The organism is Tunicatimonas pelagia, assembly GCF_030506325.1.
In the GTDB taxonomy this organism is placed as follows: domain Bacteria; phylum Bacteroidota; class Bacteroidia; order Cytophagales; family Cyclobacteriaceae; genus Tunicatimonas; species Tunicatimonas pelagia.
The window spans coordinates 1,915,424-1,939,945 of record NZ_CP120683.1 but is presented as its reverse complement, the minus strand read 5'-3'; the positions used below and the strand labels follow the sequence as shown (position 1 = coordinate 1,939,945).

Genomic DNA, 24,522 nt, shown 5'->3' with positions numbered 1-24,522 from the left:
GGGGCGGGGTGCTGGGAGCGTGGGGTAAGAGGAACATACTCTCCGCCCCATGCTCCCAGCTCCACGCTATTAGAAAAGGTCGGCCCGTCGGATTAAGCGGGGCGAAATCTTTAGGGTTAATGTACGGCTGCCGCTTTCTTCCCGCAGTGTGGCGAGCAAGGATTCTTTGGCACCGTAGGCCCAGAGTGGTAAGGCGTAGTAATAGTAGCCTTCCGAGTAGGGCAACACCGGATGAATATTTTGGGCGACCAGTGGCTCAATCGGAAACGTGACCTCCTTTTCTTTGGCGAAGAAACCTTTCCGGTAGCGTTGCCGCCGCTGAAAGCCGATAAAATCGGTTCGGTATACCACCGACGATTGATTTTCTACTTTGAATTTTAGGTAGGTCGCCGATAGATCGTGCATGACACCGACCAGTCGAAACGTAATGCCCCCTTCCTGCTGCTGACCGTAGCGTAGATCAAGGTGGGTTTGCATTGAGCGTAGGCGTTCTTGTAGCACCCTGGGATTAACGCCCGTTATCGCTTGGCTGGCTGGAGTCTTTACCTCTCGGAAATCGTAGAAGGAATTTGGCTGTGGCTGAAAGGACAGCACACCCGTAAAGGGTTCGTTATTGACGACCGCGTAGATCGGAGTCGCCGGAACGCTGTCCGCTCGGGCTACGACTAGTACGGCATTTCCTTCAATCTGGGCTTCGTACCAAGCAGGGTTGCCTACATCTACCAAACTCACCGGATGGTCAAACAGCAGATACGATTTTGCTTGATCGGATACATAGACGGTATCCTGGGATACGGCTCGCTGGGCTTGTCCCAGGTGAAAAAGAGTAAGGCTAAGCACGCTACTTATGACGAGATGTTTCATGGTTCTTCCGACTTTCTTGGGTAAGCAATAAAATCAAAGTTGGTAAGCAGCAAGCCATAAGGGTTCTTGTCGTGCCGGTAGTCTTGGAGCACCTGAAAGCTGGCGGCAATGGGCAGGGTACGCACGTTTTCGCCAATGTGTACTTCCTGCAAGGCGTAGAACTTAGCGGCAATGGGTAGCTGCCTCATATCAATGACCACCGAATCCAGTTTGATCTCGGTATGCGAGCCGTAGCGAACGTAGTTTTTATGCACATCGCCTTCTTCGAAGTCATGATAAATCCGTTTACCGGATTCCTCGTCAATGAGGTTCAGCGCAAAATTGATATGCTCGTAGTAGGTCTCGGCCGAGTGGGCGAACATATTTTTGACGAAGGTTTCAATATGGTTTTGCACTTCAATACGCGATACCTTACGGCCGTCGTAGTAACTGGCCGGAAAGGTGCCCCAACTGGTAATGACGTAGGTCCGGTGTTGGTAGTACTCCTGCACCCGCTGGTAAAGAAAAGCAAACGCTACGGTAGCTGCCATAAAGCCGAGCAGGCAGATTACCGCTAGCAGACGCATGGTTTTAAAGGTTTTATTAAAGTCTCGTACCTTAGACATAATTTTGATGGTATTTTTACTAATAAATAACTTCTTGCTGAGCTTATAAATCGTAGGTTCTCCCTGGTTGCACACCTCCGCTAAATTGCCGCTGGTAGCGATAGCGCCGGTAGGCATAGCGCACGGCTTGTTGCCCCCGGCCTAAGGCGGCACCTCCAGCTCCCAGGGCAGCCCTGCCCCCCATCATGACTGCGCGTCCGCCCTGATAGGCCATACCGGTTCCCAGCAAGGCGGTACTGAACACCCGGCTCTGAAAGATGGCCGCGTGGGAGTGGCCCAAATAGTAGCTCGTTAAGTGTGGTACCAAAAAGTAAAGAATCACAATCACCAGACTCACCAGCACAAAGTTGGCGGCTCCCAGCTCGTTGGTAAAGAGTAGTCCGTTAAAGTACAGGCTGTTGAACTGGCTAACTAAGGTATCCAGAATAATGAGCGTGACACTCCAAAACTGTACCGTCAGGTAACTTTGGAGCCACTTCATCGCTAAACTATTAAAACTCGGTATCACCGAAAGCCCAATCGCCAGGGGGCCGACGATGTAGAGGAAGGCGAGTAGTACCAGGCGAATGATCTCAATACCCTTGCGGACAATATGCACGAACGAACCCTCTAGCAGGGCCAGTAGCCAGTTGACGATATCAAACTGCATCAGGCGGGTAAATGATTGATAGAGTTCTTCCATGTTGCTGGGCAGTCCGCCGTCCTGCGTTCCGGGCAGTAGTAAATTCCACATGTCGGCTAATTTTTGCATAAAGGTTTTATCAGGACCAATGAAGTCCGACAACGCCTTGATCGTACCACTAATCACCCCTAAGAAATCGGCGTAAAAGGTAAGGGCAATGATGATGACCAGTCCGCGTACAAGTGGTTGCACATCCAGTCGAAAGCGAGCACTGAACACCAAGGCCGCAAACACTTGGTTGAAAAGCACGATCATCAAAAATATTGGCACCATAGCCAGACCAATAGCGTGCGTCTTATCCGACAGCGCGTTGACCGCCGCCAGAAACTCCGGGGTAACTGCGACGTTATTCATGAGCGGGTGGGGGGCTTGGTGGTTGGTGCTGGGGGTGCGTAGCTTGGGGTTGTTTACCGTTTTCCCTTCGGTGAGCTTGGTCAGTAGTGCTATCTGTTCCTACCTCATCCCTAGCTACCCCTTGCGGAGTGCCGCCCAGCGCCCCGCCCCCAGCCCCTCGCGCTTTGCTCTCGACAAACTGATTCACCGCGTAGGGCAAGTTACCCTGGTAGCGTTCAACCAGCTTGCGTAAGTAATTTCGTTCGGCAGGCTTAGATGAAAGGACTGCATCCAGGTGGGGCGAGGTTTCCAGTACGTACACCCGAGCTTCTTCGCTTTGCTTGATGAACAGCTCCCGATAGTCTTGTTCTACCCGCATGGATTGAATCAAATCTACTTCGTGCTCGGTGAAACCTAAGTGCGCGGCAAGTTCCTGGATCAATCTTTTATCCTGATGCTTGAGAGTAATCTTGGTATCAGCGTTGACCAGCACCGCTTCGCCTACACTAGACTTTTTGATCTCCGCCAGTCCCTGGGTGATAATATTCACCGAGCCGTTATTCTTACGGATTGTTCTAAATAAGTCTTCGATGAACTCCTTGAGTTTACCCGACAGCATCGCCCAGGCTTCGTCTAAGTACAGGTACTTGATTTGATCTGGGAACTTACGGATCTGATCCAGGGCCAGTTCGGTAATCAATAGGGTTACGACCGGGTACAGCACCGGATCGCTGTTGATTTTATCCAGATCAAAGCAGACTAGCGGTTGTTCACTGATGTCTAATTCGTAGGCGGCATTGAGCACTTCCTTGTACTCGCCTGATACGAAGGGTTTGAGCACAATGAGAAACTGCTCCACATTAAAGTACCTGATTTCCTGCTGGTAGTCAGCTTCACTGCTATGCTCGGACTGGTACCGACGAAGAAAATGATAAAACGAGTGTATGCCAGGAAAAACTGTGTCTTTACCTTCCTCTAGATACTGGTAGTAACGAGGTAGGATAAGCTTAAAGATCGCTCGTTCGGCGGGAGTTAAGTCTTGGCCGACCGCATCGTCACCCTGCCCCCCTTTCCAGATAGTGCTGAGTACTGCAATCAAAAAGTTGGACTTGGCTGAGGTGAGCTGATAGTGGCCCTGCTCGTCTTTGTCTAGCAGAAACGGATTAAAGGCCAGCGGCTTTTCGCTACTGTACTCAAAGTAGGTCTGGGTAAAGTTTTGACCCGTCAGCGCGTACATCACATTGCGGTAGGTGCCACCCTTATCGATGATGATCTGCCGGGCTCCCCGTTCCAATCGCTGGGCAATGAAATTCCCCATTGTGTAGGACTTACCGGAACCCGAGGGGCCAATCACCACGCAGTTCTGGTTAGCTAGGTCCGTATTGAACAGGTTGACCCGTAGCAGATTGCGAAAGCGATCACAGAGATAGTCGCCCCGTTTGTCTCCGGTGAACGAAGTCACAAAGTGCAGGTAGCACGAAGCTATTTCGGAAGAAGTCGTCAGCCAACGGTAGTGCTGGAAACCGTTTCCGGGTAGTGAGGCAAAGAACATATTGGCCGTGTCGTAGGACTCAATCAGGGTCTCTGCCCCGTACATCTGGCGTAGGGCCGCGACGCTCCGTTCGGCGTAGGACTTCCGGAGTCGCTCGTCACTTTCAAATACCAGTACCGAAAGATGCAGGCTCACCAGCCCGGCGCTGCCCGAACGAACGTAGGCGGTGAACTCGTCCAGTTCTTCAGCCTTTAGCTCATGGTCCTGGGTGGTGAGCCACTCCATCGAATCGTTGAGTTTGCGCTCAAAGTCCAGGGCTTTCAGTTCTCGTTCGGTATCTTCCACCAGCATACACTGGGTGACCACGTGGGGAAACTGCATATACTGGGCGAGCGGATAGCTAAAGGGGCTGGTCACCCGATAGTGGTTTTTGACACTGGCAAATACTTCACTGCCCTGCCCGGTCATCGTGATGATATTGGCTTTCTTTTCACCCACGACCAAGGCTGATTGATCGTTATAGACGACCCGGTTCAGCCGCTCGCCCCCTTCGCTAAATGACAGGTTGATGTATCGAACGAATAAGGTGTTTAATGCTTCCTCTTCCAGGCGTTGAAAAGCTACGTGCTTTAATCCGTACAGACCACTGACGAATTCGGTGGCGGTCGCCTCGGCTTCCTGCAGCAGTTCGTCCACCCGTTCAAACGGATTCTTAATTATCGCCTCCTGGGCAAAGAGACTGGTAATCGGATTCGTGCGCTTCAAACGGTGCCGTGACTTAGAGGGAAACGACAGAAATAAATAGCCTTCGTGCAGCAGCGCTAAACGAGCGAAGAAGTGTTCGTAGAGCTTACCTTCGTAATAGCCTGAAGGGGCATTATCCGGGCGATACTTATCGTGAGACCACCGGGTGGCGCCCCACTCATGATCGTAGTAGATGTCCGTTTTTTGCAAAACGGTACCGACCGGCAGCATCTTCAACTGCTGGGTCAGCAGTTCGTTGGCCTGCTCATAGTCGCTTTCGGTCCAGGATTCCAGGGGAGCCCCGTACACCCGAAAACCCACCGCGACCCGTCCGTCGCGGAAGACCACCTTGTTTTCTTCCAGGGTGAATACGGGCAGTTTTTGGCGTAGGTACGCTGATTTGCGAGACTTTTTTACTGTTTTCGTAAGTAACATGATACTTTTAAAATGCTTAGATCACTGGGTTAGGATGGACGACGCTTAGGTTTTCGGCGAATGCGCGGACTTTCCCAGACTTCTAGCCTACGGACTTGCCACAGGCGGTAGGAAAGGTACGAGAACAAAAAGCTCGGATGCTTTTGCCGGTTGATGCGCTTCAACAGAAAGAAAGCACCAACCACCGAGACCAACACCGCTAAAAAGTAGTACTTGGAGACGGCGATGAAAAAGTTCAGGATGATGCCTGCCACCATGGCCAGCGAAAGACCAAAGAGCAAGGCAAACAGATCCTGCATAGGCAATCCCAGCAGTTGGGCTTTTTTTTCAATCGTCTTAAAAGTTTTCATGCATCAAGGATCCAGAACAATGTCTCCGCCTAAGAACGTAGCCAGGTCATCAACGATAAATTGAAAGCCACCGAACAGGGCAATGGCAATTACCATCCCGATCATAAACTCAATCTTGTCGGGAGCTCCGGTAAAGAATTTCATCGCCGCTTTAAAAATGCCGATAGCAATACCAATTAAAAAGGCCACGTTCAGGATGACAATAATCCAGGTGCGGATACTAGCCATAGCATTTTCTACTAATGCTTGCCCAAAGGAAGGGGTGACCAGTAGCAGCATCCCGACCAGCAAAGCCAAAGAGCGATAGCAGCGCCGGTTGGCTGTGGTAACCAGAGCAGTTTTCATCGGAGATGTGGTGCATAAACAGAAAAAGGGTTTCATGGAAATAAGGGGTTAGATGTAAAAAAATGAAGAAGTGCGTGTATCAGTTTTGATCCCAGGCGTGGCGCAAAGCTTCCATCCGCTGGCTTCGCCTTTGTGCTTTGGTGTCAGCAGTCGAGGATATGGGCTTGGTGACAGTTTCCGGCTCATCGGTAAACTCCGAAAGTTTATATACTTTGACCGGAATGCTGGGATGATTTTTTTGAAAAATTGTTGGCTGACGATGTTCTTTCTTCCACTTTCTCAGGGTACGTACGGTCAGCAACAGCAGTACCAGCCACAAAATGATCGCCGTCAGGGCGATAGGGTCGTTCATAAAACTTGGTAGACTTTGTGTCATTTTGGTTGAGGTCTTAAAAGTGCAATTTTATTTAGTGAAGTAAATAGCGGTAAATCAATGTAAAATTTATGCTTGACTATTATTTAAGTATTTGATTATGAATTAATTATAACAAATTATTCGAAGAATAAGTAATCAGCGTTAATAGAAAAATAGTTACATATTTACCCTTTCAAAAGTTTGTGTGTTGGATAAGTACAAAAGTAAAAGTAGATGAGAGGAAGGTGAAGCGGATGAGTTCAGGTTGGTAGTAGGATACGTCTGGATGGATCAATCAGTCAATGCCAGGCGAAAGGTAGGGTTAGTGGTGGCCAATCGAACCAATGCCCGCACCGTAAACCGTTTCACTATTTAGCCTCCCGCCAGCCCCCATTGGCACGAATGTCCCCCAAACCCAGAGTGATCGCTATCATAAACTGATTTGTTTCACCTTAATCGTAAAAGCTATGAAATGTACCCACTGTAAGCGGCCCCTGAAATACGACTGGAAGTTCTGTCCGGATTGTGGACAACCCATTCACGAAATAGCGGCGACGCTTATTGAGCAGAATGATGAGGACTACGCAGAAGACAGGGACGACTATCCCATGGATTTTGATCCAGTACGCTACGATCTGTAGGAAGATGCGAGTTGGTGGGTAGCTTGTTAAAAACCTACATTTTCCTGATACAAAGAAGGCTATTCACTGCCTAATCAAAAATTGGCTTTTCTCAAGATAATACGTAGATTTACTTTTCTTTCGGCGATAAACCCGTATTATAAGGGTTATAATCTATCGATAAGTAATCAGAATGGGAACCTATCAATCTACTCACTTGGCGAAAAACCAGGTGGAATTTCTTAAGCTACTGGACGATTACGAGGTCTTACTCTTTGCGTTGGACACGATTGAAGAGATCGTAGGGCCGGTAGATCGACTCAATGAAACGGTCGAGAATTTAGTGCAGAAGGGCTTACTTTCTCGCATTGAGCGGGGCAAGTACTGCCGCCATAATTTCCGGGATGAACTGGTCATCGGAAGCTTTATTGTAAAAGACGGTGGTATTGCTTACTGGTCGGCCCTCAATCAACACGGACTCACCGAACAATTTGCCAATACCGTCTTCGTGCAGACTTCCCAGGAAAAAAAAGCCAAACGTATCTTCGGGGTAGACTATAAGTTTGTGAAGGTGAACCCCCGGAAGATACTAGGATATGAATCTCAGGGGTACGGTAGTGCGAGTTACTCAATAACGGATGTAGAAAAGACGCTGGTCGACTGTTTTGATTTGCCGCAGTACTCCGGGGGATACGCCGAACTGCTGCGGGCCTTTGCCGAAGCAGAAGTCGACGCTGAAAAGATGATTACGTACTGCCAATCCGTGCAGAATATTGCTGTTACCAAACGGATGGGTTATTTGGCGGAGTTGTTAGAGAAGAAAGGGATGAAGAAGTTTATTCGGTACGCTAAACAGCAGGTGAATCTGAAATACAATCTTTTCGACCCTCAGGGGACGGAGGAAGGAGCCTTTGTAGCCGACTGGAGGCTACGGATGAACCTGAGTGAGGAAGCCATCTTGTCTATCTGTGATAAAGTGTATTAAATGATTCGGCAGAAAGAAGTTGCGACAGTGGCTGAACAGCAAGGGGTAGCTAAAACGACCATAGACAAAGACTGGGCGTTAGGTCACTTCGTGGATGCTATTTTTTCTATTCCTGTCTGTCGGGAGCAACTGGTGTTCAAAGGCGGCACCTGTCTGAAGAAGTGCTACTTTCCAAACTACCGTTTCTCGGAAGATCTGGACTTCACGGCAGTCAATGCTGACTTCCGACTGGACGAAAAGCTGCTGACTGAGATTATGCGCCGAGTGACCGAACGCACCGCGATGTCGCTTCATCTACAGCAGCTTAAAGTACTTCGGCACCAGGAACGCCCGACCGGTTTTGCCGCTACGGTTAAGTTTTGGGGCGCGGACCATCCGCGTAATCAGCCGCCTCCACCGCCGCATCGCTGGCGAACCAGTATCAAGATAGAGACCATCTCGTACGAAACGATGGTGTTTCCTATCGAAGAGCGTCCGGTGCATCATGCTTATTCCGATGCGTTATCACCGGCGGCCGAGCGAGTGCCTTGCTACTCGCTATCGGAAGTGTTAGCTGAGAAGCTACGCGCCCTGATCCAACGCTCCTACACCGCTCCGCGCGATTTTTACGACATTTGGTATTTGGCTCATCGTGTACCTGACCTGGATTGGCCCGCTATCACCACAGCGTTTCACCAAAAGGTGAAGTTCAAAGGACTGATATTTACCGGCTTATTGCAAATGATCAATGACGAAAACGATAAGCGTTTACAAGCCGCTTGGAAGAATAGCCTATCACATCAGATTCCGGGCGATAAATTGCCGGAGTATAGTCGAGTGAGAACAGAATTGGCAGCACTTATAAAAAAGATTTTTACGTCAGCCTAGTCATTGAAAAACCTACCTTCATGATACTGGATACTTTTAAATTCGTTATCCTGCTTCCATACCAGCCATATTCGGCAGCGGCTTGGCCAACGATCTTTACTTATATTTTCTCTGAAATACGCAGTAGTACCCCTTGACTCGAAGCATAACCACAACATTCTTCGGTCTACGCTCTCAACGTAATGCTGAAGAGCGTCACTCTTTACGAATAGCAAATTTTGCTCGCCATCTGGATTGCCACTTTTAACGCTATGAGCGAGACCTATTTTATCTCCATTTTTAGTGCAGAAGTTTACGTAGTCGGTTTCTGAAACGTTGAGACCGCTAAGTAACGCTCTGGAGGGAACATAGAAGTACTGCTCACCGAGGTTTTGAGAGTTTTCTACAACTTCGCATACCGTTTTATGCAGTGTAAGCCTTTCAAAGCCACCAAAAATTTCAATTTCCGAGTAAGTATCTTTAATCCAGTGCATCCATACCCAATCTTTGACAGATGCATACGTGTGAGTGTCTGGTGAAGATAGCAGAGAGCGAGAGCTATCAAGCATACTTTTGTTGTGTTGAAGATCGTCTCCATCAAACGCTTTGAGCAGATCGTCCCAGCGGCTTTGCTGGATTGTCAATGCTACAAATGTTAGATGCGTTTCGCTAAGATTGTTTTCTTCGGTAAAACGAGAATCTTGATACAAGCTAGTCCATTGAATCGGCGGATTTCCAGTAAATATGTCTGAAAAATCAGTTTCTATCCACCGACCGAAGTCAGGAGTATTTTCTGTACGCACCCAGTTCTCCACCTTAGCTAGTACATCTGATTCAGAAACAGCGATTTCACTGGCTATGTCTTCCGGGTAAAAGGAACTGTTTTCTAGTAATGGATTTGCGTACCTATTCTGGTTGACAGAATTTCTGTCACCTATTTCTGGGAAGCCAATATTGGCAAGCCTACTGTAATCGTCTATCTGTCTCAGAACTCTGTCGTCAAACATATATGGCAAGCGGTCTGTCAGAAAGCCTTGTAATTTCCTTACAGCTAGCCAAGCATACTTTTCCTCTATAGAAGACACGCCAGCTTGCGAACCGTGGCTACCGGAATATGCAGCATGCCCGCGCCCCGCAATGTGGTGCCATCCTAACTGCTTCATATAAGCAATAGCTGCTGACATAGCCCACTCATGTGGAGTTAGCTCCTTTCCGTACTTTTGCTCATACTCTCGTAGGAAGTCCTCTGCGAGATCAGAATCATCTAATACTTTATCATATGCTTTCTTAATCGTATACCAAGCTAAATCCATCACAAGAGGATATCTTTCGCCGTCAACACCAACTTCACCTGAAAAATCTAGATCTAACCATCGGTCATCGTGCGTATAGGGTGGACGAGCTAAAGTAAGGTGTTTTGAATCGCATTCGCCCAGTAGGCTAGCCCGCTCAACGACTACTCGCGCTCCGTGTCTTACTACGATATCTTCTATATCCTTTATTTTATCTGTATCGAAAATATTTTCCAGCACCCAGGCGGTCAGCGGTGCGATACCTAGATTTGGTTTGTTAAAAAGTCTAGCGAGTCCGAACATTACCAAAGCGAAGTCTTCTTGTACCTGAGGGTCGCCACAAAAAAACATTAGGTCTAGAAGCTTGATGAATTCTTCCGGACGGTGATAGGCCCACTTCAGCATTTGTTCTCGGCAATACTCTCTATTTACGTTGTCAACCGACGTAAAACTCCAAGCAAACAAAAGGGGAAGCTGATCATAGGTCTGCGTAGCGTCTAGCTCATAACCATCCAGTAGGCTCGGTATTGTGTTATCGTGCGAAAACTCATACGTATCTACTGACCAGACCAGATCTCGCTCATATGCAGAGGGAAATCTTGACAAAAGTGGGTGTAAAAAAGTTAATCCGAGTGATAAGTCTTTTCGGTAAAGGTTAGGTATTAAAAACCACTCTATCGCTTGGTTACTAGCTGGGTAAGATGCCAGTATCTTTTGTCTAATTTCAGGAAGGAACTTTCTTACTATTTCTCCTGAACAATGGCTTAGTGCTTCGTATTGAAGTTTAACAACATGGCCTGGATACAAATTATCATGAACCCAATAGTCATTTTCACCTACTAGAATACCATGATCAGATAGCAATCCTGTAGCTACCAAACTCATTGTATTCCAATCATTTCGCTGTTTTAGTCGGTCAGGCATAGTCTTGTTTCCGGAATCAACTATTTCATTCACTAGCTTAATAGCAATGTAATAGTCAATATAGGATTGATAGGTAATAGCGTAGGTGACGGTTTCATCAAAGCTATCCGGCGATTCGTCAACGGATGCGATAAGAATGCCATGAGCCGTGAGGCTATCTAGAAGCCAGTCTACTGTTGGTGCACCCATAGAATTGCTTGCTGCATCCAATATCTGGGAGCGAAGACGGTCGTGTTCTATGGTTTGTTCCTCATGAAAAAGGCTGACTATTAATTGTATAACTCTAGAAAACACTTGATTGGCACTGCTTTGAGGGAGTCTATGGCTGTTAGTAAATTCATTCTGGATGCGGTTAAACTTTCTTTTGATTAAGGAGCGTAGACCGATAATTGGTGAGAGATTGTCGTTAGTGAGTTCCTGATTTTGATATTCTTCGCAGAATAGTCGGAGCGTTAGAGGGCTGTCAAAAGCATTGACAATCCAAGGTACATATGAGTACGTAATTCTGTAGTGTTCAAAATAGTTAGGAACAAGATCTTTTACCGGAACATCACCTTCCATTGGCAGATGCTCGACTCTAACTGTGCTGTCCGCCTCGTTATCTATAGATTTCAGTGCTGTAAAGTGTAAAGTATGAGATCGCACTGAAAATATAAATCGGAGGCGAGGGTAGTAGTCAATCCAAGCTCTAGTTTCGTTGATGCGATCCCTCCATGCAGCTTTGTCTTTAGCTTCGTCTAATCCATCGACACAAATTAGGACGTTCGATTTGGCCATGTTTTTATTTTCACTTGCAATACCTACATCGCATCTATGGGCTGAGGCTTCGAGTCCTGAAAATATCTCATTATCGCTCCAGTTAGCAAAACCACCTAGGGCACTTTGCATGATAGATGCCCAGCTTTCGGCGGGTGTATTTTTTGCCTCTATGATCAACGCTGGATACCCAGCAGCTATACTGCTTTCTACTGCTTTGGCTAGTCCATGCGTTTTCCCTGAACCAGCATCTCCGCAGATGACACTGTTGTAAGGAGTATTGAAGTGAATACAGTGAGATACAAGCTGACTAAGATGGAGCTGATGCATTCTCTCTAGCTGAACCGTTAGGCGACCATGCAATCGTTGTAATGCTCGGGCTGGTTGAACTTCGCCCAAAGCCAATCTAGTTGGCCAAATGTCCACCTCCTCAATTTGCGGTTCCGGCCACCTAACGAACCCCTGCTGACTAATAGAAGGATATAATGAGGAGAGAATGTTATAAAAATCTTGTAAGTTTTCCTTAATTCGGATCAAATCTGCAAATAACGGAGTACTATTATCCTGCGCTTCACAATAGCGGTCAATAAGTTTGATTGTAGTATTAATGTCTTCACAGCATTGCCGTACATTATTCGCTTTTCGTAACAGATACGACCTACGTCTAACGGATGCCCCCACAACCGTTTGGATATGACCTTCGCAATGTAACTTAGGGATATATTTCTCTCTTAGCCATCCGTGCTTTGCGATCTCGAATCGTTGTTCAAACAACGTTGACGAAAGTACCTCCATCTCAAACCAGAATTTTAGAATACCTTCGTTCTCCGCTCTTTGAAGCTCACTCAACAATCTGTGCTCGTTCCAAAACTCAACCAGAAAGTCTTCTTTACTATTGGTAAACTCACTGATAAGGCCAGTTACTCGCTTTTCTTCATAGTCCCGAGCCTCCTTACCGGACTTCGTCTTTTTCTTAGACGCAAAATTTCGCGGAACACAAACGATATATCGCTTAATATTGGGATAGTTCGAGCGTGCAGTACGAATCGATTTTCGTATCTGGTTGATTTGGCTGCTTTGAATAGCTGTAGGAAACCATTTGGCCTGAACGCCGATGATGTCATTAGTCGTAAGGCGGGCGTATGCTTCCACTCCACCGTCACCACCAGCTCCATTGACTACTGAAAAAACGCCCACTTGTTCTCCGTACTCTCGATGAATCCATCGTTCAAAAAGTTGGTTACATATAGCCTCAAAAGCTCCTTCGGGTGAGGCATTATAGGTATTTAGTTGAGTAATGTTCAAAGTAGTCTATTTCAAGAATCAACAATGGGTAGCTTTGTCACCTGCTATTATCTGATGTAATTCACTATGATAGCACAGTTGCTTAGCATCGTTTTGTTTAAATACAAATGCTCTGATAATATAATCTGCTTCAGGATCACCTCCTATAATCAATAGCAGAGGTTCTGGACAATTGTAGCTGCGTGAGCATGCAATATCTTTCATTTGTCTAAGGTCTTGAGAACTAGGGGTCGGTGGAGCAAACGGGTGAAAATGCCACTCGCCAAGGTAGTAACTATGCTCGCTTTTCCAGTAGTAGTCAATCAAGGGCTGTAAACCCCTTATGCCTCTTCTAAACCAAGTTCTGCCAGCAGTCGAATCTTGGGTTGGCCCAACAACTTGAGTAAGTAAAGCACAATCTAGAGTTTCGGTATAGCAACCAATGAGTACGCCGCCTGTTTCACAATTACCGGCTCTTTTGGCTATTGCAATGATTCTCTCTACCTGTTCATTAGAAATCACTAGTCCGAACAGACGGTCTGGAGACCAGAATTCTGTATTATTCATCAGCACTTTCTTTTATCACTTCTATACCACTAAAACCGTAGTCACCTAATTTTTGCTCTAGGATAATTAGTTCTGATGTAGGTTTCCTCGCTCCCTTAAAATTACTTTCTATAATTTTAACGCAAGCATTAGCCAGCATCCACACATCGTCACACCGCGCTGGAAAGAGTGGATGCCAACAGCCAATTCCTTCTCTAGGCAAATCTATTCCTTGGTTTTCAGTAACCTCTTTGTCTAACCACGGTGAGACTTTTATGTGAAACTGCTTAGCTATCTCGGTTTGAGCAAAAGATGTGAAACAAAATATTCTCTTCGCTCTCATTCCTAGCGAGGCAGAAACAAACAATTTGTCTTCATTGTCTAAGTGATCATCGAGAAATTCTATAACATCATCACTTGCTGTAGCATCTATCACCGTATCAAATTCCTGTAGTCTAGCCCCATTATTTTGCAATAAATCTTGAACCGATTGACTATGATGGTTAACGTTCGCATGGGGTATTATTCTATTCAAATGTTCTGCAAGTGCTTCTGCTTTAAAGCGACCAACATCGTTGGTGCTAAGAACATGGCGGGCCATATTTCCAATCTCGACTATATCGTTATCAACCAAAGTTATGTCTATACACCCTAAACGAACTAAAACCTCAGCTAGCATTGATCCCAAAGCGCCTACACCAATCAGCAGTATTGACTGCTGAGCGAAGGAAGGTTCTATAGTACCTCTTGCAGCGATACTTTCCTGTGACCAGTCTTCAGTAGCTATCCACTTTAGTTCTTTTTCTCTGCCAATTAGTACGGATAAGGCTGCTTTAACTGCTTGAGGACTAGCGTGGCGAAATCCAGATACTTTGGGTAGAGTCGGTAATTCTAACGCTTGCCAATGTATTTGGCTAGGAGGTACTCCAATAGTAGCCGGTATAGGAAAACCTATTAGGAGCCATGAGGGAATACTGATTTTTTGGTTAGTATAAATGCTTATAAGTATAGATAGCAAACTAATACCCTGGCTCTTAGCGACGCAAACCAACTCTTTCCAGTTCTGTGGCGATTTCCAAGGGGCCATGACTGGAACGCTATTAAATAATATCCAAGCACCTTTCACCTCGCTACTACCATTATTACTAGCGATACTATGACTGATATTTCTTCCCCATAACGCTTCTAGAAATCTACCATCTTGTCTGGAAGAGAAAGCTTCTATCACGTAGAGTTGATATCTGCCGAGGTGCCTTAATGTTGCTAATCCAAATATTGAGGGTACGTTTTGCCAACTGGCAAGCGCACATACATCCTTTGTAAAAGCGATTCTGACCGAACGTACGACAGAGAAATCAGGCAATTCAAAGTGGTCATCTGGTAGCGAAAGCTTATTCTTAGCAGCGGCAAGTATCCACTCTCTACAACGCTTGACATACCATGATAACCTTGCGTTTGCGCTAGAGGGCTCAGTATCAAACGATCCTCTCGCTATACTTTTGACCCCTGTACTGACACATATGTCTCCAGTTCGCCAAGCGTATTTAGAGTTAGATATGTTGATGTTCTGATGCTGAAACGTAGCTGTAATACCACCTACTTTATCAGGATAGATTTTAATAGCGCCCTTAGGGTACGAGGACTCTAGAACAAGATACCAGTTTGTGGTGCTTGCTATATACTCATTTGGGGGTAGATCAAGGGCTAGAGAAAACCGAATTGTCCATCTTTGAATACCCTCATTCCAGTCTACGTCTTCAATAAGGCGGTAGCCCTCTACGCTTTCAAGACTGCGTCTGCCAGCAAGAATTTCTTGCGTAACTTCCATACTTTTTCTCAGGCAAATCTACCACCTCCGATAATTGTCGGATTCTTTCGGCTAGAAAACCCGCCTGACGGATTAGTAGTTGAGTCGCCACTATCATTATTGCCATCGTCAGGTGCATCGGGAAACTTCTTTCCGAAGAGAATCTGCCAGTTCGCAACTGCTTCTTTTACTGTATCAGCTTCGTATGCTTTTCTGGCTATGACTGCCGCTTCTTTAATACTATCATAGAAGGATTTAAAGTCTTCTATAGAAACACGTTTCCATACGTTGTGATCGGGAACACCGCGATCCGGTAACGTAGGCACTTGTCCAGTTAAATAATTAGTCTGATAGCTGCTGACGATGTTTTCTAATGTTAACATAATACCTTCAGCAACAGAAGAAATTTCGTCTGGGCAACAATCGCCTATCATATGCTCAATGGGATAACCTTTAGGATACTTCAAGTTCACAAGATTGATCTTACGATACCATTTCAACGATTTAACGACATTGACATAATGTCCATTCGTGTCTTTGTTCTTCTGTTGCGTCCAGCGGATCTGCTCCAGCGGATGAGTATCAATCCAACAATTTGCTTCTCGATCTGGAATATGTAAAGGCTCCGTTTTCCACTCTGCCTGTTCACTGTAGCTCTTTTGAATATCAATTAGGTCGCCTGATCGGTGTCCTGGCTCCAACCAAGATTTAATAAGTTTCCAATCTTGAGCAACAATTGAGTCCTCAAGAGTCAACATTGTTGTTACGCTCTCTGATCTGAGTAGCTCTTCATCTGCTTCAGAGGGTGCAGCAGTCACCACAATATCTAGATCTACATACGAGAGTTCAATGCCAATTGACCTTCCTTGAATTTCATACTTTCCTTTGTAGTGCTTCTCAACGAATGGAATAAACTTCTCTATAGCCTGCTCTGGTGTTACGCTATTTTTGTCAAACCTAGTTACAATAATTACATCAACATCAGCTCGTTTACCGTTGACCGGAGCAACAGCAGTATACCTACGATAGCTTCCCTGTAAAAATATACTTACTATATAGGGGGCTAGGTCTTTATCTTCCTTCAAACGCTTGACTAAGGTCTTATGGCCTTTAATTAGGTCATTTTTCTGATTTGGAGACAGCCGAATATTTGACAAGAAATCGTTAAAATAAGACGGTAGGTACATACAAAATAGGATTAACTGATAGGAAAATTTAGTGCTGGTGTATATGCTCCTGGCTCAGAGCCACTAAAGTCGTATTCGTAAATTTTGATTCTGCCTAGAGTTTTCGCATGCTGCCCCATAAACAGTACTGCTGCTGCCGGAGCTGCCATAAACAAATGTATCGTTCCTCTACGGTCTGAGATAGTACGCCGTTTTTTAACTCCTGATATCAGTCTCTGAGCTAAATTTAAGGCATGAGTGCCATCCTTAACAGACGTATTAGTGGGTTCGGGAAGAATAGATACTTCAATGATTTTTCTTACTGAATTCAAGTTCTCTGATACATAGTACTCGACATCCTGAAACACGTCTTGCGTAACACTAACCGCTAAGGCAATATCAGTAGCCAGATTTTCACTCTCAATCACATGTTCATTCCAAGACCACTGAGGCTTATCATACTCCAGCTCATCTGTGTTAGGTTGCCACAGGATTTTGCCATTTCTTGTTTTTTGAACGACAGACACATCTGCTCCGTACTTCGGATCTAAGCAGTACCCCAGTGTAAAAGCTAAAACTAAATGAGAGTCAATATGCACTTGGATTGGCTTTTGCTGAGCCAACGTGGAATCTGCGAAATCACACAAGCAGGGGTATATATGTCCTTCCCAAGTTACCCCATCGACAAGCCTACGATTATCAAAATGCTCTAGTAGGCACAATACATCATCTACTTCTTCTTCAAGGTTCTCCGCGCCTTTTACAAAACTTCTGATTCCCACTGCATGTATTCCTGTAGAGGGCGGAGGAGCTACAAGCCCCTCTTGCTTACAGACCTCGAAAAGTTCTTGTTTCGTGAACTCATTCTTTCCCTCAGCATGTAGTTTCTGTATCAGTTGCTCGTAAGGGTTTGTCCTTTCTTGAGCCGAGATGGGGATAAGCCCAGCAGATCGTAAACGGTCATTCAAAGTGTCATCAATGGAATTGAACCCAGAGTAACTATGCACAATACGTAGAGGGGAAAGCACTTCTTTTAACTCTTCATCAGTCTTCAGCCCTAAGTGAGTTCGCCATTTTTCACGTACTTTACCAAGCTTGCTTTTAGGGCCAGGATTGAGCAACTTATCTAGAATTATAGTCCCATCACTATCGAGTATTTCACCAATTCGATCGTTACTATCCAGTCCCCAAGTATTGACAACAAAAAATAAAGCATCGTCCTTATGATTACCTAGCGATTTCCGAAGATTTTGAACCCTTTGTAGCAAAGACTCTGACTTGTTGCCAATAAAGGAGGAATCAGCTAAGGCATCACAAGAGAACGCTTTGCTGTGGTTGACGTGAAATTTTATTTGATAATACTCTCGTGTGTAATTATTGCCGGTGCTCTTATCTAATTGAGGTTGTATAAATAGAAGGACTATATCATCGAAACCTCCTGCCCCGTCCATTTCCCAACAAATCTTTTCTATGGTGTTAGAACCGTCCATTAAGACGTCGCACGCTTTTAACCAAAAAAATTTTGCTTGATAGGCATCACCCTGTTGCCTAGCTATAACTGATCTGCTCACTGATACTTACTTTGCGGACTATCTTATTAAACAATTACACTGAGAGCAGTTATTTTGTTCCTTTTCACAGCAAAACATTCTTAATTCAAGTACAACTACTTAGGTAATTATAGTCAACTCTTCAGTTAAGAGTAGTAGAGGTGTCTACGTTTTGAGTTAGTTCTGCATGATATATAGCTTGATCCTTCCTAAAAACCTCTAGGATTTCTTGTCTCTCGCTCTATTAAGAAAAGAAGCCATTTGTTATCTGGTACGGTGACTCCTTTGATAATGCAAAAGTCGTGAACAGGCAAATGTTGTTACCAAAAGAGTTCGTCATAAAGCGATTACGTCATCCCGAGCAAGTATAAGCCACTTCCTTTTGGTAACAACCGCACTAGGGCTCCATAATGCTATTCACGAAGGGGGAAGCATATCAAATGTTTCACCCGAACCGATAGCACATGCCTACCAAACAACTTACGCTTTTCAACCAAGTATCCGAAATACAGATCACCTACCGCAATGCTATTCCATCCGCCTACCGTCCTAAGATCACCTGTTCGGACGATGCCTACCTTGTCTTCCAGGCCAACTGGAACCCCGACACGATAGATATGCAGGAAGAGTTCAAAGTCTTAGCACTCAACCGGGCTAACCAAGTGCTGGGGGTTATACCGGTTTCTACCGGGGGCGTGGCCGGAACGGTAGCCGATCCTAAGATTATATTCGGAGCCGCCTTAAAAAGTTTGGCCAGCTCGATTATCCTGGGGCACAATCATCCGTCGGGCAACCTAACTCCCAGCGAGGCTGACGTTCGGCTAACTCGTAAACTCAAAGACGCCGGGCAACTTCTAGATCTACCGGTGATGGATCATCTCATCATTACCAGCGAAGGCCACTACTCGTTTGCTGACGAAGGGATACTTTAGGGTATCCTTTCAAATTACTTTTCTACCGAAGACTACGATGCCTTCTCCAAGGTTTAAGCAGGTTCTAGGCTGTTAATGACAGCTCTCTTGCTCAATAGAGTAGATGAAGGTACGTCACCGTGAACAGGTACATGCAAATTTACAAAGCCCGACTACGCGAAAGTCAAGGGTAAAGCTACGCCGGTAAACAATTTAGCCTTCTCACTTCTCCGCCGTTCCGTAAAGTGTTCTCCGCCCTTGACTTAGGCTAGCGGTTTTGTGCGGGGTAGGCAAAACCTGGTCAAGGTGGCTAGGTATCACTTAAATCTTTTCAATTATGAAATCTAATTTTGAAGAACGCCGTCAGGCTCGCAAGGAACGCTACGAAGAACTAGCGGACAAAAACCGGCAGCAGTCCGAAGAACGCTACGATGCCGCCCGAAGCATTGGCGACCGTATTCCGATGGGACAACCTATTTTGGTAGGTCACCATTCGGAACGAGGACACCGCGCTGCACTGAAGCGCATTGACAACAACATGCGAAAGTCAATTGAGCATGACGGTAAGGCTCGCTATTACGAAGACAAAGTCCAGACCATTGAGAATGATCGTACTATTTACAGTGACGATCCGGAAGCTATTCAGAAACTCAAACAACGACTCGCTGATTTAGAACGTCATCAGGCATGGATGAAGACGATCAACCGGCTCTGCCGGTCCAAGAAGCTTACCGATGCACAGATCACCGAGCAGTTGGAAGATCAGTATGGATGCAGTACCTCAATCATTCACGGATTATTGAATCCGCAGTATAGCTACCAGAAGCGAGGCTTTCAGACCTGGCAACTGTCTAACAACAACGCCAACATCCGGCGCATTAAGCAACGCATCGCGCAGCTAGAGAAGGCCGAAGGCGAACAGACCAGCGAACGGACGATTGGTGAAGTGACAATAGTTGATAGTGTAGAACACAACCGTTTGCAAATCTTCTTCCCGGACAAACCATCCGCCGAAGTAAGAGCGCAACTCAAGCAGCACGGCTTCCGATGGTCGCGGCAACAAGGCTGTTGGCAACGGCACCGCAGCAGTGCAGCGATGTATCAGGCTAAGAAGATCGTTGGTCAGTATGGCGGAGAATAGTTAACAGGGAGCGCACGCTCCCTTTTTTTGTTCAAGTGGTATAGTTGATATCCAGAACCCACCCACCCTTCAGCGGAGTAGCTAAAAATGATAGCAGTAGTTTTCCCGATGCGAAAGCCAGCACCCATTTCGCGGCAAGGCCGGGCTCAGCCCTCAAATGATTACTCGCTTTCGCAACGCATGATCACCCAAACCAGTCCGTCGCTTGCTACCTCATTCCACCCCCCCAAGAGCACCGGGCTGATCCTGACACATAGCCCTCCGTAAGCCCGGTCATTCTGAAGGGTTTTATGGCCACGCTGCCCCTCAATGGTTCCGGTGGAAGGCTCCGCACCGATAGAATCCAGGCTAAGGTGGTGGTCATTTTCAACCAATGTTGATTGATCCCAAATCAAAGGTCAAGCATAACATCAGAAAGAATCAAGACCATAGAAAGCCTTACTTTTTTCCGAGGCGACGTACCAACAAAAGCATAAAAAGCTCAAAACGATATGAAGTATCGACAGAAAGCAGTAATTAGTGGAAAAAAGTACGTAATCGCATGTCCAAAGACCATGATAACCCGAAGAGCGTCCACGAAAAGTTTAAAGCAGTCCTAGAGGCGTTGGGCACCAATGCCTACCAAATCAGTAAACGGCTCGGACTTAACCGACCCGATAAATACTACAAGATAGAGAAGGGACAAGCCAAACCCAGCTTTGAAACGCTCGCGGAAATCCTACGAATATACCCTCAGGTTAACGTCAACTATTACTTCAAAGATGACGTACCCATGTTCGACGAACCGGTACCCCTTACGGCGGAAGCGGTCTCCAGCGTTCAGACCATTCACATCAAGCACTTAGAGCAGAAGATTACGATGCTGGAAGCTCACAACCAAGAATTACGCGAGCAACTCGCTCAGTGTCAAGAACAGTAAGGCGATTTTGTAAGAAGTCTTTTAAGGATAAATCGCCCGCACCGGCTGACCTATCCCTACGCAGGATGGTCGTCCACCTTCCATCTTAGAAAGTTAACCCGCCTTCCTTCGCACAGGCTAATCTCAAACCCTCAAGGGAAGGTCCCCCATGGAATGGACACCGAACTCCCGCCGCACCGCCTTTGCCTCGTTCGCCCTTGACCGTTTGAACCGGCGGGTTACGGCACTGGCGTGGGGGACGGCTGGCAGCGGTGTCCGACCATCCCCCCGGCAATACATTTTTTCGTGGGGGTACGGTTAACTGCGGTGTGCGACACCCGGTGTGCAAAGGAAATGCCAAAACATGATAAAGCACGTATTTTTTTCGTAAAACAGCGATTTATAAAGCGAGATTTACCTTAAATAATACAAGGAATAAGGCGTAAATGGGTCAAAATTCACGGTTTTGTTATACATAAAATGTAGTAACATGCTAGATATATACGTATTTAAGTTGTATATTAGTAGTATAGTTAATCAGGTAGGTGCACCGCCGAATAACGTTTCTTTTAACCTTTAAATGTAGAAATCATGGCAAAAGTAAAGAGTATCAAAGCAGAAAACGGACAAGCTACCGTAGCCGAAGCTACTGCATTAGTAGACACTGAAAACTACATCAACTTCTTTGAGCAAGGGCACGAAATACCCGACAAGCGTAACCAGTATATGAAGTTTGAGTCCGGCAAAAACCGTATTCGCTTCGTGGGTAACCCCATTTCAGGCTTTGTCTTCTTCGGTAAGATTGAACGAGAGGACGGAACCGAAACCGTTAAACCTTACCGTCGCCGAGAAAGCGAAGGCGAGTTTTCCTTAGAGGAAATGATTAACCGCGATGCCCGTACCAACAAAGACGGCGAACTGGAGAAGCAAAAGTACTTCGTGGCCGGACTGGTGTACAACTACCAGAAAGAACGGCTGCAAGTGCTGGAAATCACTCAGAAGTCTATCCTGAAAGCCCTAAAAAGCTACGTGGATAGCGAAGAGTATGGTCATCCTTCCGGCTACGATCTGACGATTGAAAAGAAAGGCGACGGACTGAATACCGATTATTCAGTAATCGCCAGTCCCCCTAAATCACTCTCCGCCGAGATAGAAACGCTCGTTGGGGAAACTTCCTGTGATTTACCTAAAATCTACGATGGTGAGTATCCGCTCGGATAATACGATCATTTGTTTCGGAAAGGAGGCTAAGCCCTCCTTCTCTTCATCCCTTTTTCATCACCTTCTATTTATCGAGTAATGTCTATCCAACGTAAAACCTCACGCGCTGTATCACCCGCTACACACGTAGTTACCCATCTCGAAAGTGAAATCAATCGTAAGATCAAGCACCTGTTACGGGTCATAGACACCGTAGAAGTAGTCAATGACGAAAGCGATAAAGCCATTGTTTCTTCCGTCATTCGGGAGAGCAAACAACTAATTAAACAAGTGAGTGTCGCTCGTAAAGCCATCACCACCCCTTTACAAGAAAAGGCCAAACAGTGGATAGCCAAAGAGAAAGAACTGGTTGCCCCAATAGAAAAAGCGATTGCTCACGCTGACCAACTGATTCAGCAGTTCAACGCCAAAGTTACCGCCCAACAGCAAGCCGTACTCGACCGGATTGACGAGGGGGAACGCGCCCAACTGCAAGCCGAAGACGGCGACGTTGAGGCACTGCGACAGCAAAGCGAATTCAAACGGCAGATCGCCATTGCCCAACACAGCACGGAGGGAGTCCGCAAGGTCTGGACATTCGAGGCACAGAATCTGGCGAACGTACCGCGTGAGTATCTGATGCTCAATGAGAAAAAGGTACGACAAGCCATTCGCTCCGGCGAACGCCATATTCCCGGCCTAATGATCTTCCAAAAGCAGCAAACTGTTTATCACTAGGAGCCGGGGGCTTGGGGCAGAGAGTAGTACGAGAATCTTAATTATATTTTTCTGCTCTACTCCTTACTCCAAGCGGAATACCGCCCAGCTCCCCGCACCCAGCCCCAAGCCCAAGCCCAAGCCCAAGTTATGGATTACTATCAACTCCCCCGCATTAGCAACAGCGATTTGACCATTGCGATGCACATCATAACCGGAACTCCTTACGAAAAACCTGAAACGGCTTTCCGTTTTGGCGGAGTGTTTCACGAACTGTTACTGGAGCCGGAAAAATTCCGTACCGAAAGCTGCGATGGACTGGATATTCCGTTACTCTATCGGATGTACCGCACCGTATTAGGTAATCAGTATTGCCAGCATCTATTGGAAGATAGCGAAAAAGAAAAGGTCGTGCTATGGCAGGAGCCGACTACGAGGGTCGCTTGTAAGTGTAAACTGGACTTGGTGGTTGACCGACAGGATAGCACTCCGCTAGTGGTTGATTTTAAGACGACCTCCGCTCGGAACCTACCGGCATTTCTGAACTGCTGTCGGATGTATCACTACGACCGGCAGATGGCATTCTACGCGGATAGCATCAACGCGCAGCGTATCTGCCTCATCGGGGTGAGCAAGAAAGCCAAGCGTTTGTTCTTTGTCCAAAAGTGCGCGACCAGCCCCTTTATCGTCGAAGGAAGGCGGAAGTACCATCATCTGTTACGGAAGGTGAAAGAACTAGATTTGTACGAAGCCATCTATTACGCTCGGGGTAATGAAAGTGGCACCTACTCCAACAACCGCCAACCCACCCGCAATAAGCTAAAAGAACCATCCATCTGCTACTTGGCTCATCCTTAATCCCATCATCCATTTCTTCAAAAACCTAAACCCATGGAAAAGCGTATCCATAATTTTTTTGAAAAGATTGCCGAAAGTCTGTTTACCCTGCCTCCGATTATGATCGGGATGTTCGCGATGTACGCTTACTTAGTGTACGAAAGCCAAGCCCTGCTGATTACCCAACTGCCGGAGACGCTCGTAGGCTGGCAACGGGAAGCAGCTGCGTGGTTTTTGAGTGTTGCCATCCATTTAACGATACTCACGACGGCGGCCAACAGCAAACTTGTCCACCAAGCATTCCCCGTGTTGTTCGCCGTAGCGGGGTACTTCATCACGACATTGTTCTTCGATGCCTGGAGTTTTGAGAAGACCGGACAGGACATCTTCGTAAGTCAGTTATTTAGTTTGCTGATTGCCGTCATCAACTACCTGTTCGTGTACCTCTTCGTCGGGAAGTGGCGGGAGTTGAAGGGACAACAAGAAGACAACGAACGGTTACAAACGGCTGAACAAGCAGTTGCCACCCTTAACCAAGAGCTTACCCAGGCGAACGAAGCCCGTACCACTCTGCAAGTGCAGCTTACCAAACGTAACGATGAACTAACGGAAGGTAAGCAAGCACTAACGAAATTGCAACAAACGCTGACCAAGCAGCAACGAACCCACCAGGAAGAACTAAAGCTGGTCACCGAAAACCGGATGTGTATTACTTGCGGATTTAAAGCCGATACCTACCAGCAGCTATCCCGCTACAAGCGGGATTGTGAGCGGTGCATCCAAGAGAGAAAACGCCGCAGTAACCACCGAGCGGAAGCCATCCATTGAGTTATCTTC

General features: G+C 46.4%; 23 protein-coding genes. 10 read left to right on the top strand and 13 right to left on the bottom strand.

The features are described 5' to 3' along the window. Window positions 1-69 precede the first annotated feature (69 nt). From P0M28_RS08100 to P0M28_RS08070, 7 genes are all read right to left on the bottom strand, one after another. Window positions 70-864 (bottom strand): hypothetical protein, encoded by a 795-nt coding sequence (locus P0M28_RS08100; RefSeq protein ID WP_302209267.1) that lies wholly within the window; start codon window positions 862-864, stop codon window positions 70-72. After that, window positions 861-1,469 (bottom strand): conjugal transfer protein TraK, encoded by a 609-nt coding sequence (locus P0M28_RS08095; RefSeq protein WP_302209265.1) that lies wholly within the window; start codon window positions 1,467-1,469, stop codon window positions 861-863. Before P0M28_RS08095 ends, P0M28_RS08100 begins: the two co-directional genes overlap by 4 nt. 43 nt (window positions 1,470-1,512) lie before the next feature. Next, on the bottom strand, window positions 1,513-2,505 hold the full coding sequence (locus P0M28_RS08090) for a TraJ family protein (RefSeq protein ID WP_302209264.1): 993 nt from the start codon (window positions 2,503-2,505) through the stop codon (window positions 1,513-1,515). Further along, the gene (locus tag P0M28_RS08085) at window positions 2,498-5,155 is read right to left on the bottom strand and encodes a VirB4 family type IV secretion system protein (RefSeq protein ID WP_302209262.1); all 2,658 of its coding nucleotides are present in this window, start codon (window positions 5,153-5,155) and stop codon (window positions 2,498-2,500) included. The genes P0M28_RS08090 and P0M28_RS08085 overlap by 8 nt, the downstream gene beginning before the upstream one ends. A gap of 29 nt (window positions 5,156-5,184) precedes the next feature. Beyond that, a complete protein-coding gene (locus P0M28_RS08080; protein ID WP_302209261.1) occupies window positions 5,185-5,505 on the bottom strand; it encodes a hypothetical protein in 321 nt (106 codons plus the stop codon). A gap of 3 nt (window positions 5,506-5,508) precedes the next feature. Beyond that, complete coding sequence (locus P0M28_RS08075) at window positions 5,509-5,850, bottom strand: hypothetical protein (RefSeq protein ID WP_302209260.1); 342 nt, start codon at window positions 5,848-5,850, stop codon at window positions 5,509-5,511. A 79-nt stretch (window positions 5,851-5,929) separates the two neighbouring features. Then, window positions 5,930-6,202, bottom strand: coding sequence for a hypothetical protein (locus P0M28_RS08070; protein ID WP_302209258.1), 273 nt, complete (start codon window positions 6,200-6,202; stop codon window positions 5,930-5,932). Window positions 6,203-6,672: 470 nt separating this feature from the next. On the opposite strand from P0M28_RS08070, the gene P0M28_RS08065 reads away from it, so the two are divergent. The 3 genes from P0M28_RS08065 (at window position 6,673) to P0M28_RS08055 (ending at window position 8,677) form a co-directional block, all read left to right on the top strand. Continuing rightward, on the top strand, window positions 6,673-6,846 hold the full coding sequence (locus P0M28_RS08065) for a hypothetical protein (RefSeq protein ID WP_302209257.1): 174 nt from the start codon (window positions 6,673-6,675) through the stop codon (window positions 6,844-6,846). A gap of 172 nt (window positions 6,847-7,018) precedes the next feature. Beyond that, window positions 7,019-7,810 carry a type IV toxin-antitoxin system AbiEi family antitoxin domain-containing protein gene (locus P0M28_RS08060; protein WP_302209255.1) on the top strand — a complete coding sequence of 264 codons (792 nt, stop codon included), beginning with the start codon at window positions 7,019-7,021 and terminating at the stop codon, window positions 7,808-7,810. After that, window positions 7,811-8,677, top strand: coding sequence for a nucleotidyl transferase AbiEii/AbiGii toxin family protein (locus P0M28_RS08055; protein ID WP_302209254.1), 867 nt, complete (start codon window positions 7,811-7,813; stop codon window positions 8,675-8,677). Here the strand turns inward: P0M28_RS08055 and P0M28_RS08050 are convergent. Genes P0M28_RS08050 through P0M28_RS08030 form a run of 5 tightly spaced genes read right to left on the bottom strand, consistent with a single transcriptional unit; the run spans window position 8,674 to window position 17,921 of the window. Continuing rightward, window positions 8,674-12,933, bottom strand: coding sequence for an NACHT domain-containing protein (locus tag P0M28_RS08050; protein ID WP_302209252.1), 4,260 nt, complete (start codon window positions 12,931-12,933; stop codon window positions 8,674-8,676). The two genes, P0M28_RS08055 and P0M28_RS08050, sit on opposite strands and share 4 nt — an antisense overlap. An 18-nt stretch (window positions 12,934-12,951) precedes the next feature. Further along, a complete protein-coding gene (locus P0M28_RS08045) occupies window positions 12,952-13,479 on the bottom strand; it encodes a Mov34/MPN/PAD-1 family protein (protein WP_302209250.1) in 528 nt (175 codons plus the stop codon). Beyond that, window positions 13,472-15,286 carry a ThiF family adenylyltransferase gene (locus tag P0M28_RS08040; protein ID WP_302209248.1) on the bottom strand — a complete coding sequence of 605 codons (1,815 nt, stop codon included), beginning with the start codon at window positions 15,284-15,286 and terminating at the stop codon, window positions 13,472-13,474. Before P0M28_RS08040 ends, P0M28_RS08045 begins: the two co-directional genes overlap by 8 nt. Window positions 15,287-15,294: 8 nt before the next feature. After that, window positions 15,295-16,452: an SMODS domain-containing nucleotidyltransferase gene (locus P0M28_RS08035; protein ID WP_302209246.1), complete on the bottom strand. Its 1,158-nt coding sequence runs from the start codon at window positions 16,450-16,452 to the stop codon at window positions 15,295-15,297. 11 nt (window positions 16,453-16,463) lie between these two features. Beyond that, window positions 16,464-17,921 carry an SAVED domain-containing protein gene (locus P0M28_RS08030; RefSeq protein WP_302209244.1) on the bottom strand — a complete coding sequence of 486 codons (1,458 nt, stop codon included), beginning with the start codon at window positions 17,919-17,921 and terminating at the stop codon, window positions 16,464-16,466. 524 nt (window positions 17,922-18,445) lie between these two features. Between P0M28_RS08030 and P0M28_RS08025 the strand changes: the two genes are divergently transcribed. Next, window positions 18,446-18,913 (top strand): JAB domain-containing protein, encoded by a 468-nt coding sequence (locus P0M28_RS08025; RefSeq protein ID WP_302209243.1) that lies wholly within the window; start codon window positions 18,446-18,448, stop codon window positions 18,911-18,913. 316 nt (window positions 18,914-19,229) lie between these two features. Next, window positions 19,230-20,033 (top strand): DUF3560 domain-containing protein, encoded by an 804-nt coding sequence (locus P0M28_RS08020; protein ID WP_302209241.1) that lies wholly within the window; start codon window positions 19,230-19,232, stop codon window positions 20,031-20,033. Between the two features lie 161 nt (window positions 20,034-20,194). On the opposite strand, the gene P0M28_RS08015 is transcribed toward P0M28_RS08020, so the two are convergent. Further along, window positions 20,195-20,428: a hypothetical protein gene (locus P0M28_RS08015; RefSeq protein WP_302209240.1), complete on the bottom strand. Its 234-nt coding sequence runs from the start codon at window positions 20,426-20,428 to the stop codon at window positions 20,195-20,197. Between the two features lie 146 nt (window positions 20,429-20,574). Between P0M28_RS08015 and P0M28_RS08010 the strand changes: the two genes are divergently transcribed. From P0M28_RS08010 to P0M28_RS07990, 5 genes are all read left to right on the top strand, one after another. Further along, window positions 20,575-20,952, top strand: coding sequence for a helix-turn-helix domain-containing protein (locus P0M28_RS08010; protein WP_302209239.1), 378 nt, complete (start codon window positions 20,575-20,577; stop codon window positions 20,950-20,952). Between the two features lie 570 nt (window positions 20,953-21,522). After that, window positions 21,523-22,152 carry a hypothetical protein gene (locus P0M28_RS08005; protein WP_302209238.1) on the top strand — a complete coding sequence of 210 codons (630 nt, stop codon included), beginning with the start codon at window positions 21,523-21,525 and terminating at the stop codon, window positions 22,150-22,152. 78 nt (window positions 22,153-22,230) lie between these two features. Then, window positions 22,231-22,869 (top strand): hypothetical protein, encoded by a 639-nt coding sequence (locus tag P0M28_RS08000; RefSeq protein WP_302209236.1) that lies wholly within the window; start codon window positions 22,231-22,233, stop codon window positions 22,867-22,869. A gap of 129 nt (window positions 22,870-22,998) precedes the next feature. Then, window positions 22,999-23,706 (top strand): PD-(D/E)XK nuclease-like domain-containing protein, encoded by a 708-nt coding sequence (locus P0M28_RS07995; RefSeq protein WP_302209234.1) that lies wholly within the window; start codon window positions 22,999-23,001, stop codon window positions 23,704-23,706. Between the two features lie 33 nt (window positions 23,707-23,739). Next, window positions 23,740-24,513 (top strand): hypothetical protein, encoded by a 774-nt coding sequence (locus P0M28_RS07990; protein ID WP_302209232.1) that lies wholly within the window; start codon window positions 23,740-23,742, stop codon window positions 24,511-24,513. Window positions 24,514-24,522: the final 9 nt, after the last annotated feature.

Excerpts from the sequence above, each read along its gene's own strand:
- P0M28_RS08090 (WP_302209264.1), bottom strand. The coding sequence starts at position 2,505 with ATGAATAACGTCGCAGTTACCCCGGAGTTTCTGGCGGCGGTCAACGCG.
- P0M28_RS08055 (WP_302209254.1), top strand. The coding sequence starts at position 7,811 with ATGATTCGGCAGAAAGAAGTTGCGACAGTGGCTGAACAGCAAGGGGTA.
- P0M28_RS08095 (WP_302209265.1), bottom strand. The coding sequence starts at position 1,469 with ATGTCTAAGGTACGAGACTTTAATAAAACCTTTAAAACCATGCGTCTG.
- P0M28_RS08020 (WP_302209241.1), top strand. The coding sequence starts at position 19,230 with ATGAAATCTAATTTTGAAGAACGCCGTCAGGCTCGCAAGGAACGCTAC.
- P0M28_RS08035 (WP_302209246.1), bottom strand. The coding sequence starts at position 16,452 with ATGTACCTACCGTCTTATTTTAACGATTTCTTGTCAAATATTCGGCTG.
- P0M28_RS08005 (WP_302209238.1), top strand. The coding sequence starts at position 21,523 with ATGGCAAAAGTAAAGAGTATCAAAGCAGAAAACGGACAAGCTACCGTA.
- P0M28_RS08080 (WP_302209261.1), bottom strand. The coding sequence starts at position 5,505 with ATGAAAACTTTTAAGACGATTGAAAAAAAAGCCCAACTGCTGGGATTG.
- P0M28_RS08065 (WP_302209257.1), top strand. The coding sequence starts at position 6,673 with ATGAAATGTACCCACTGTAAGCGGCCCCTGAAATACGACTGGAAGTTC.
- P0M28_RS08070 (WP_302209258.1), bottom strand. The coding sequence starts at position 6,202 with ATGAACGACCCTATCGCCCTGACGGCGATCATTTTGTGGCTGGTACTG.
- P0M28_RS08030 (WP_302209244.1), bottom strand. The coding sequence starts at position 17,921 with ATGGACGGTTCTAACACCATAGAAAAGATTTGTTGGGAAATGGACGGG.
- P0M28_RS08000 (WP_302209236.1), top strand. The coding sequence starts at position 22,231 with ATGTCTATCCAACGTAAAACCTCACGCGCTGTATCACCCGCTACACAC.
- P0M28_RS08010 (WP_302209239.1), top strand. The coding sequence starts at position 20,575 with ATGTCCAAAGACCATGATAACCCGAAGAGCGTCCACGAAAAGTTTAAA.
- P0M28_RS08045 (WP_302209250.1), bottom strand. The coding sequence starts at position 13,479 with ATGAATAATACAGAATTCTGGTCTCCAGACCGTCTGTTCGGACTAGTG.
- P0M28_RS08040 (WP_302209248.1), bottom strand. The coding sequence starts at position 15,286 with ATGGAAGTTACGCAAGAAATTCTTGCTGGCAGACGCAGTCTTGAAAGC.
- P0M28_RS08085 (WP_302209262.1), bottom strand. The coding sequence starts at position 5,155 with ATGTTACTTACGAAAACAGTAAAAAAGTCTCGCAAATCAGCGTACCTA.
- P0M28_RS08100 (WP_302209267.1), bottom strand. The coding sequence starts at position 864 with ATGAAACATCTCGTCATAAGTAGCGTGCTTAGCCTTACTCTTTTTCAC.
- P0M28_RS08060 (WP_302209255.1), top strand. The coding sequence starts at position 7,019 with ATGGGAACCTATCAATCTACTCACTTGGCGAAAAACCAGGTGGAATTT.
- P0M28_RS08075 (WP_302209260.1), bottom strand. The coding sequence starts at position 5,850 with ATGAAAACTGCTCTGGTTACCACAGCCAACCGGCGCTGCTATCGCTCT.
- P0M28_RS07990 (WP_302209232.1), top strand. The coding sequence starts at position 23,740 with ATGGAAAAGCGTATCCATAATTTTTTTGAAAAGATTGCCGAAAGTCTG.
- P0M28_RS08025 (WP_302209243.1), top strand. The coding sequence starts at position 18,446 with ATGCCTACCAAACAACTTACGCTTTTCAACCAAGTATCCGAAATACAG.
- P0M28_RS07995 (WP_302209234.1), top strand. The coding sequence starts at position 22,999 with ATGGATTACTATCAACTCCCCCGCATTAGCAACAGCGATTTGACCATT.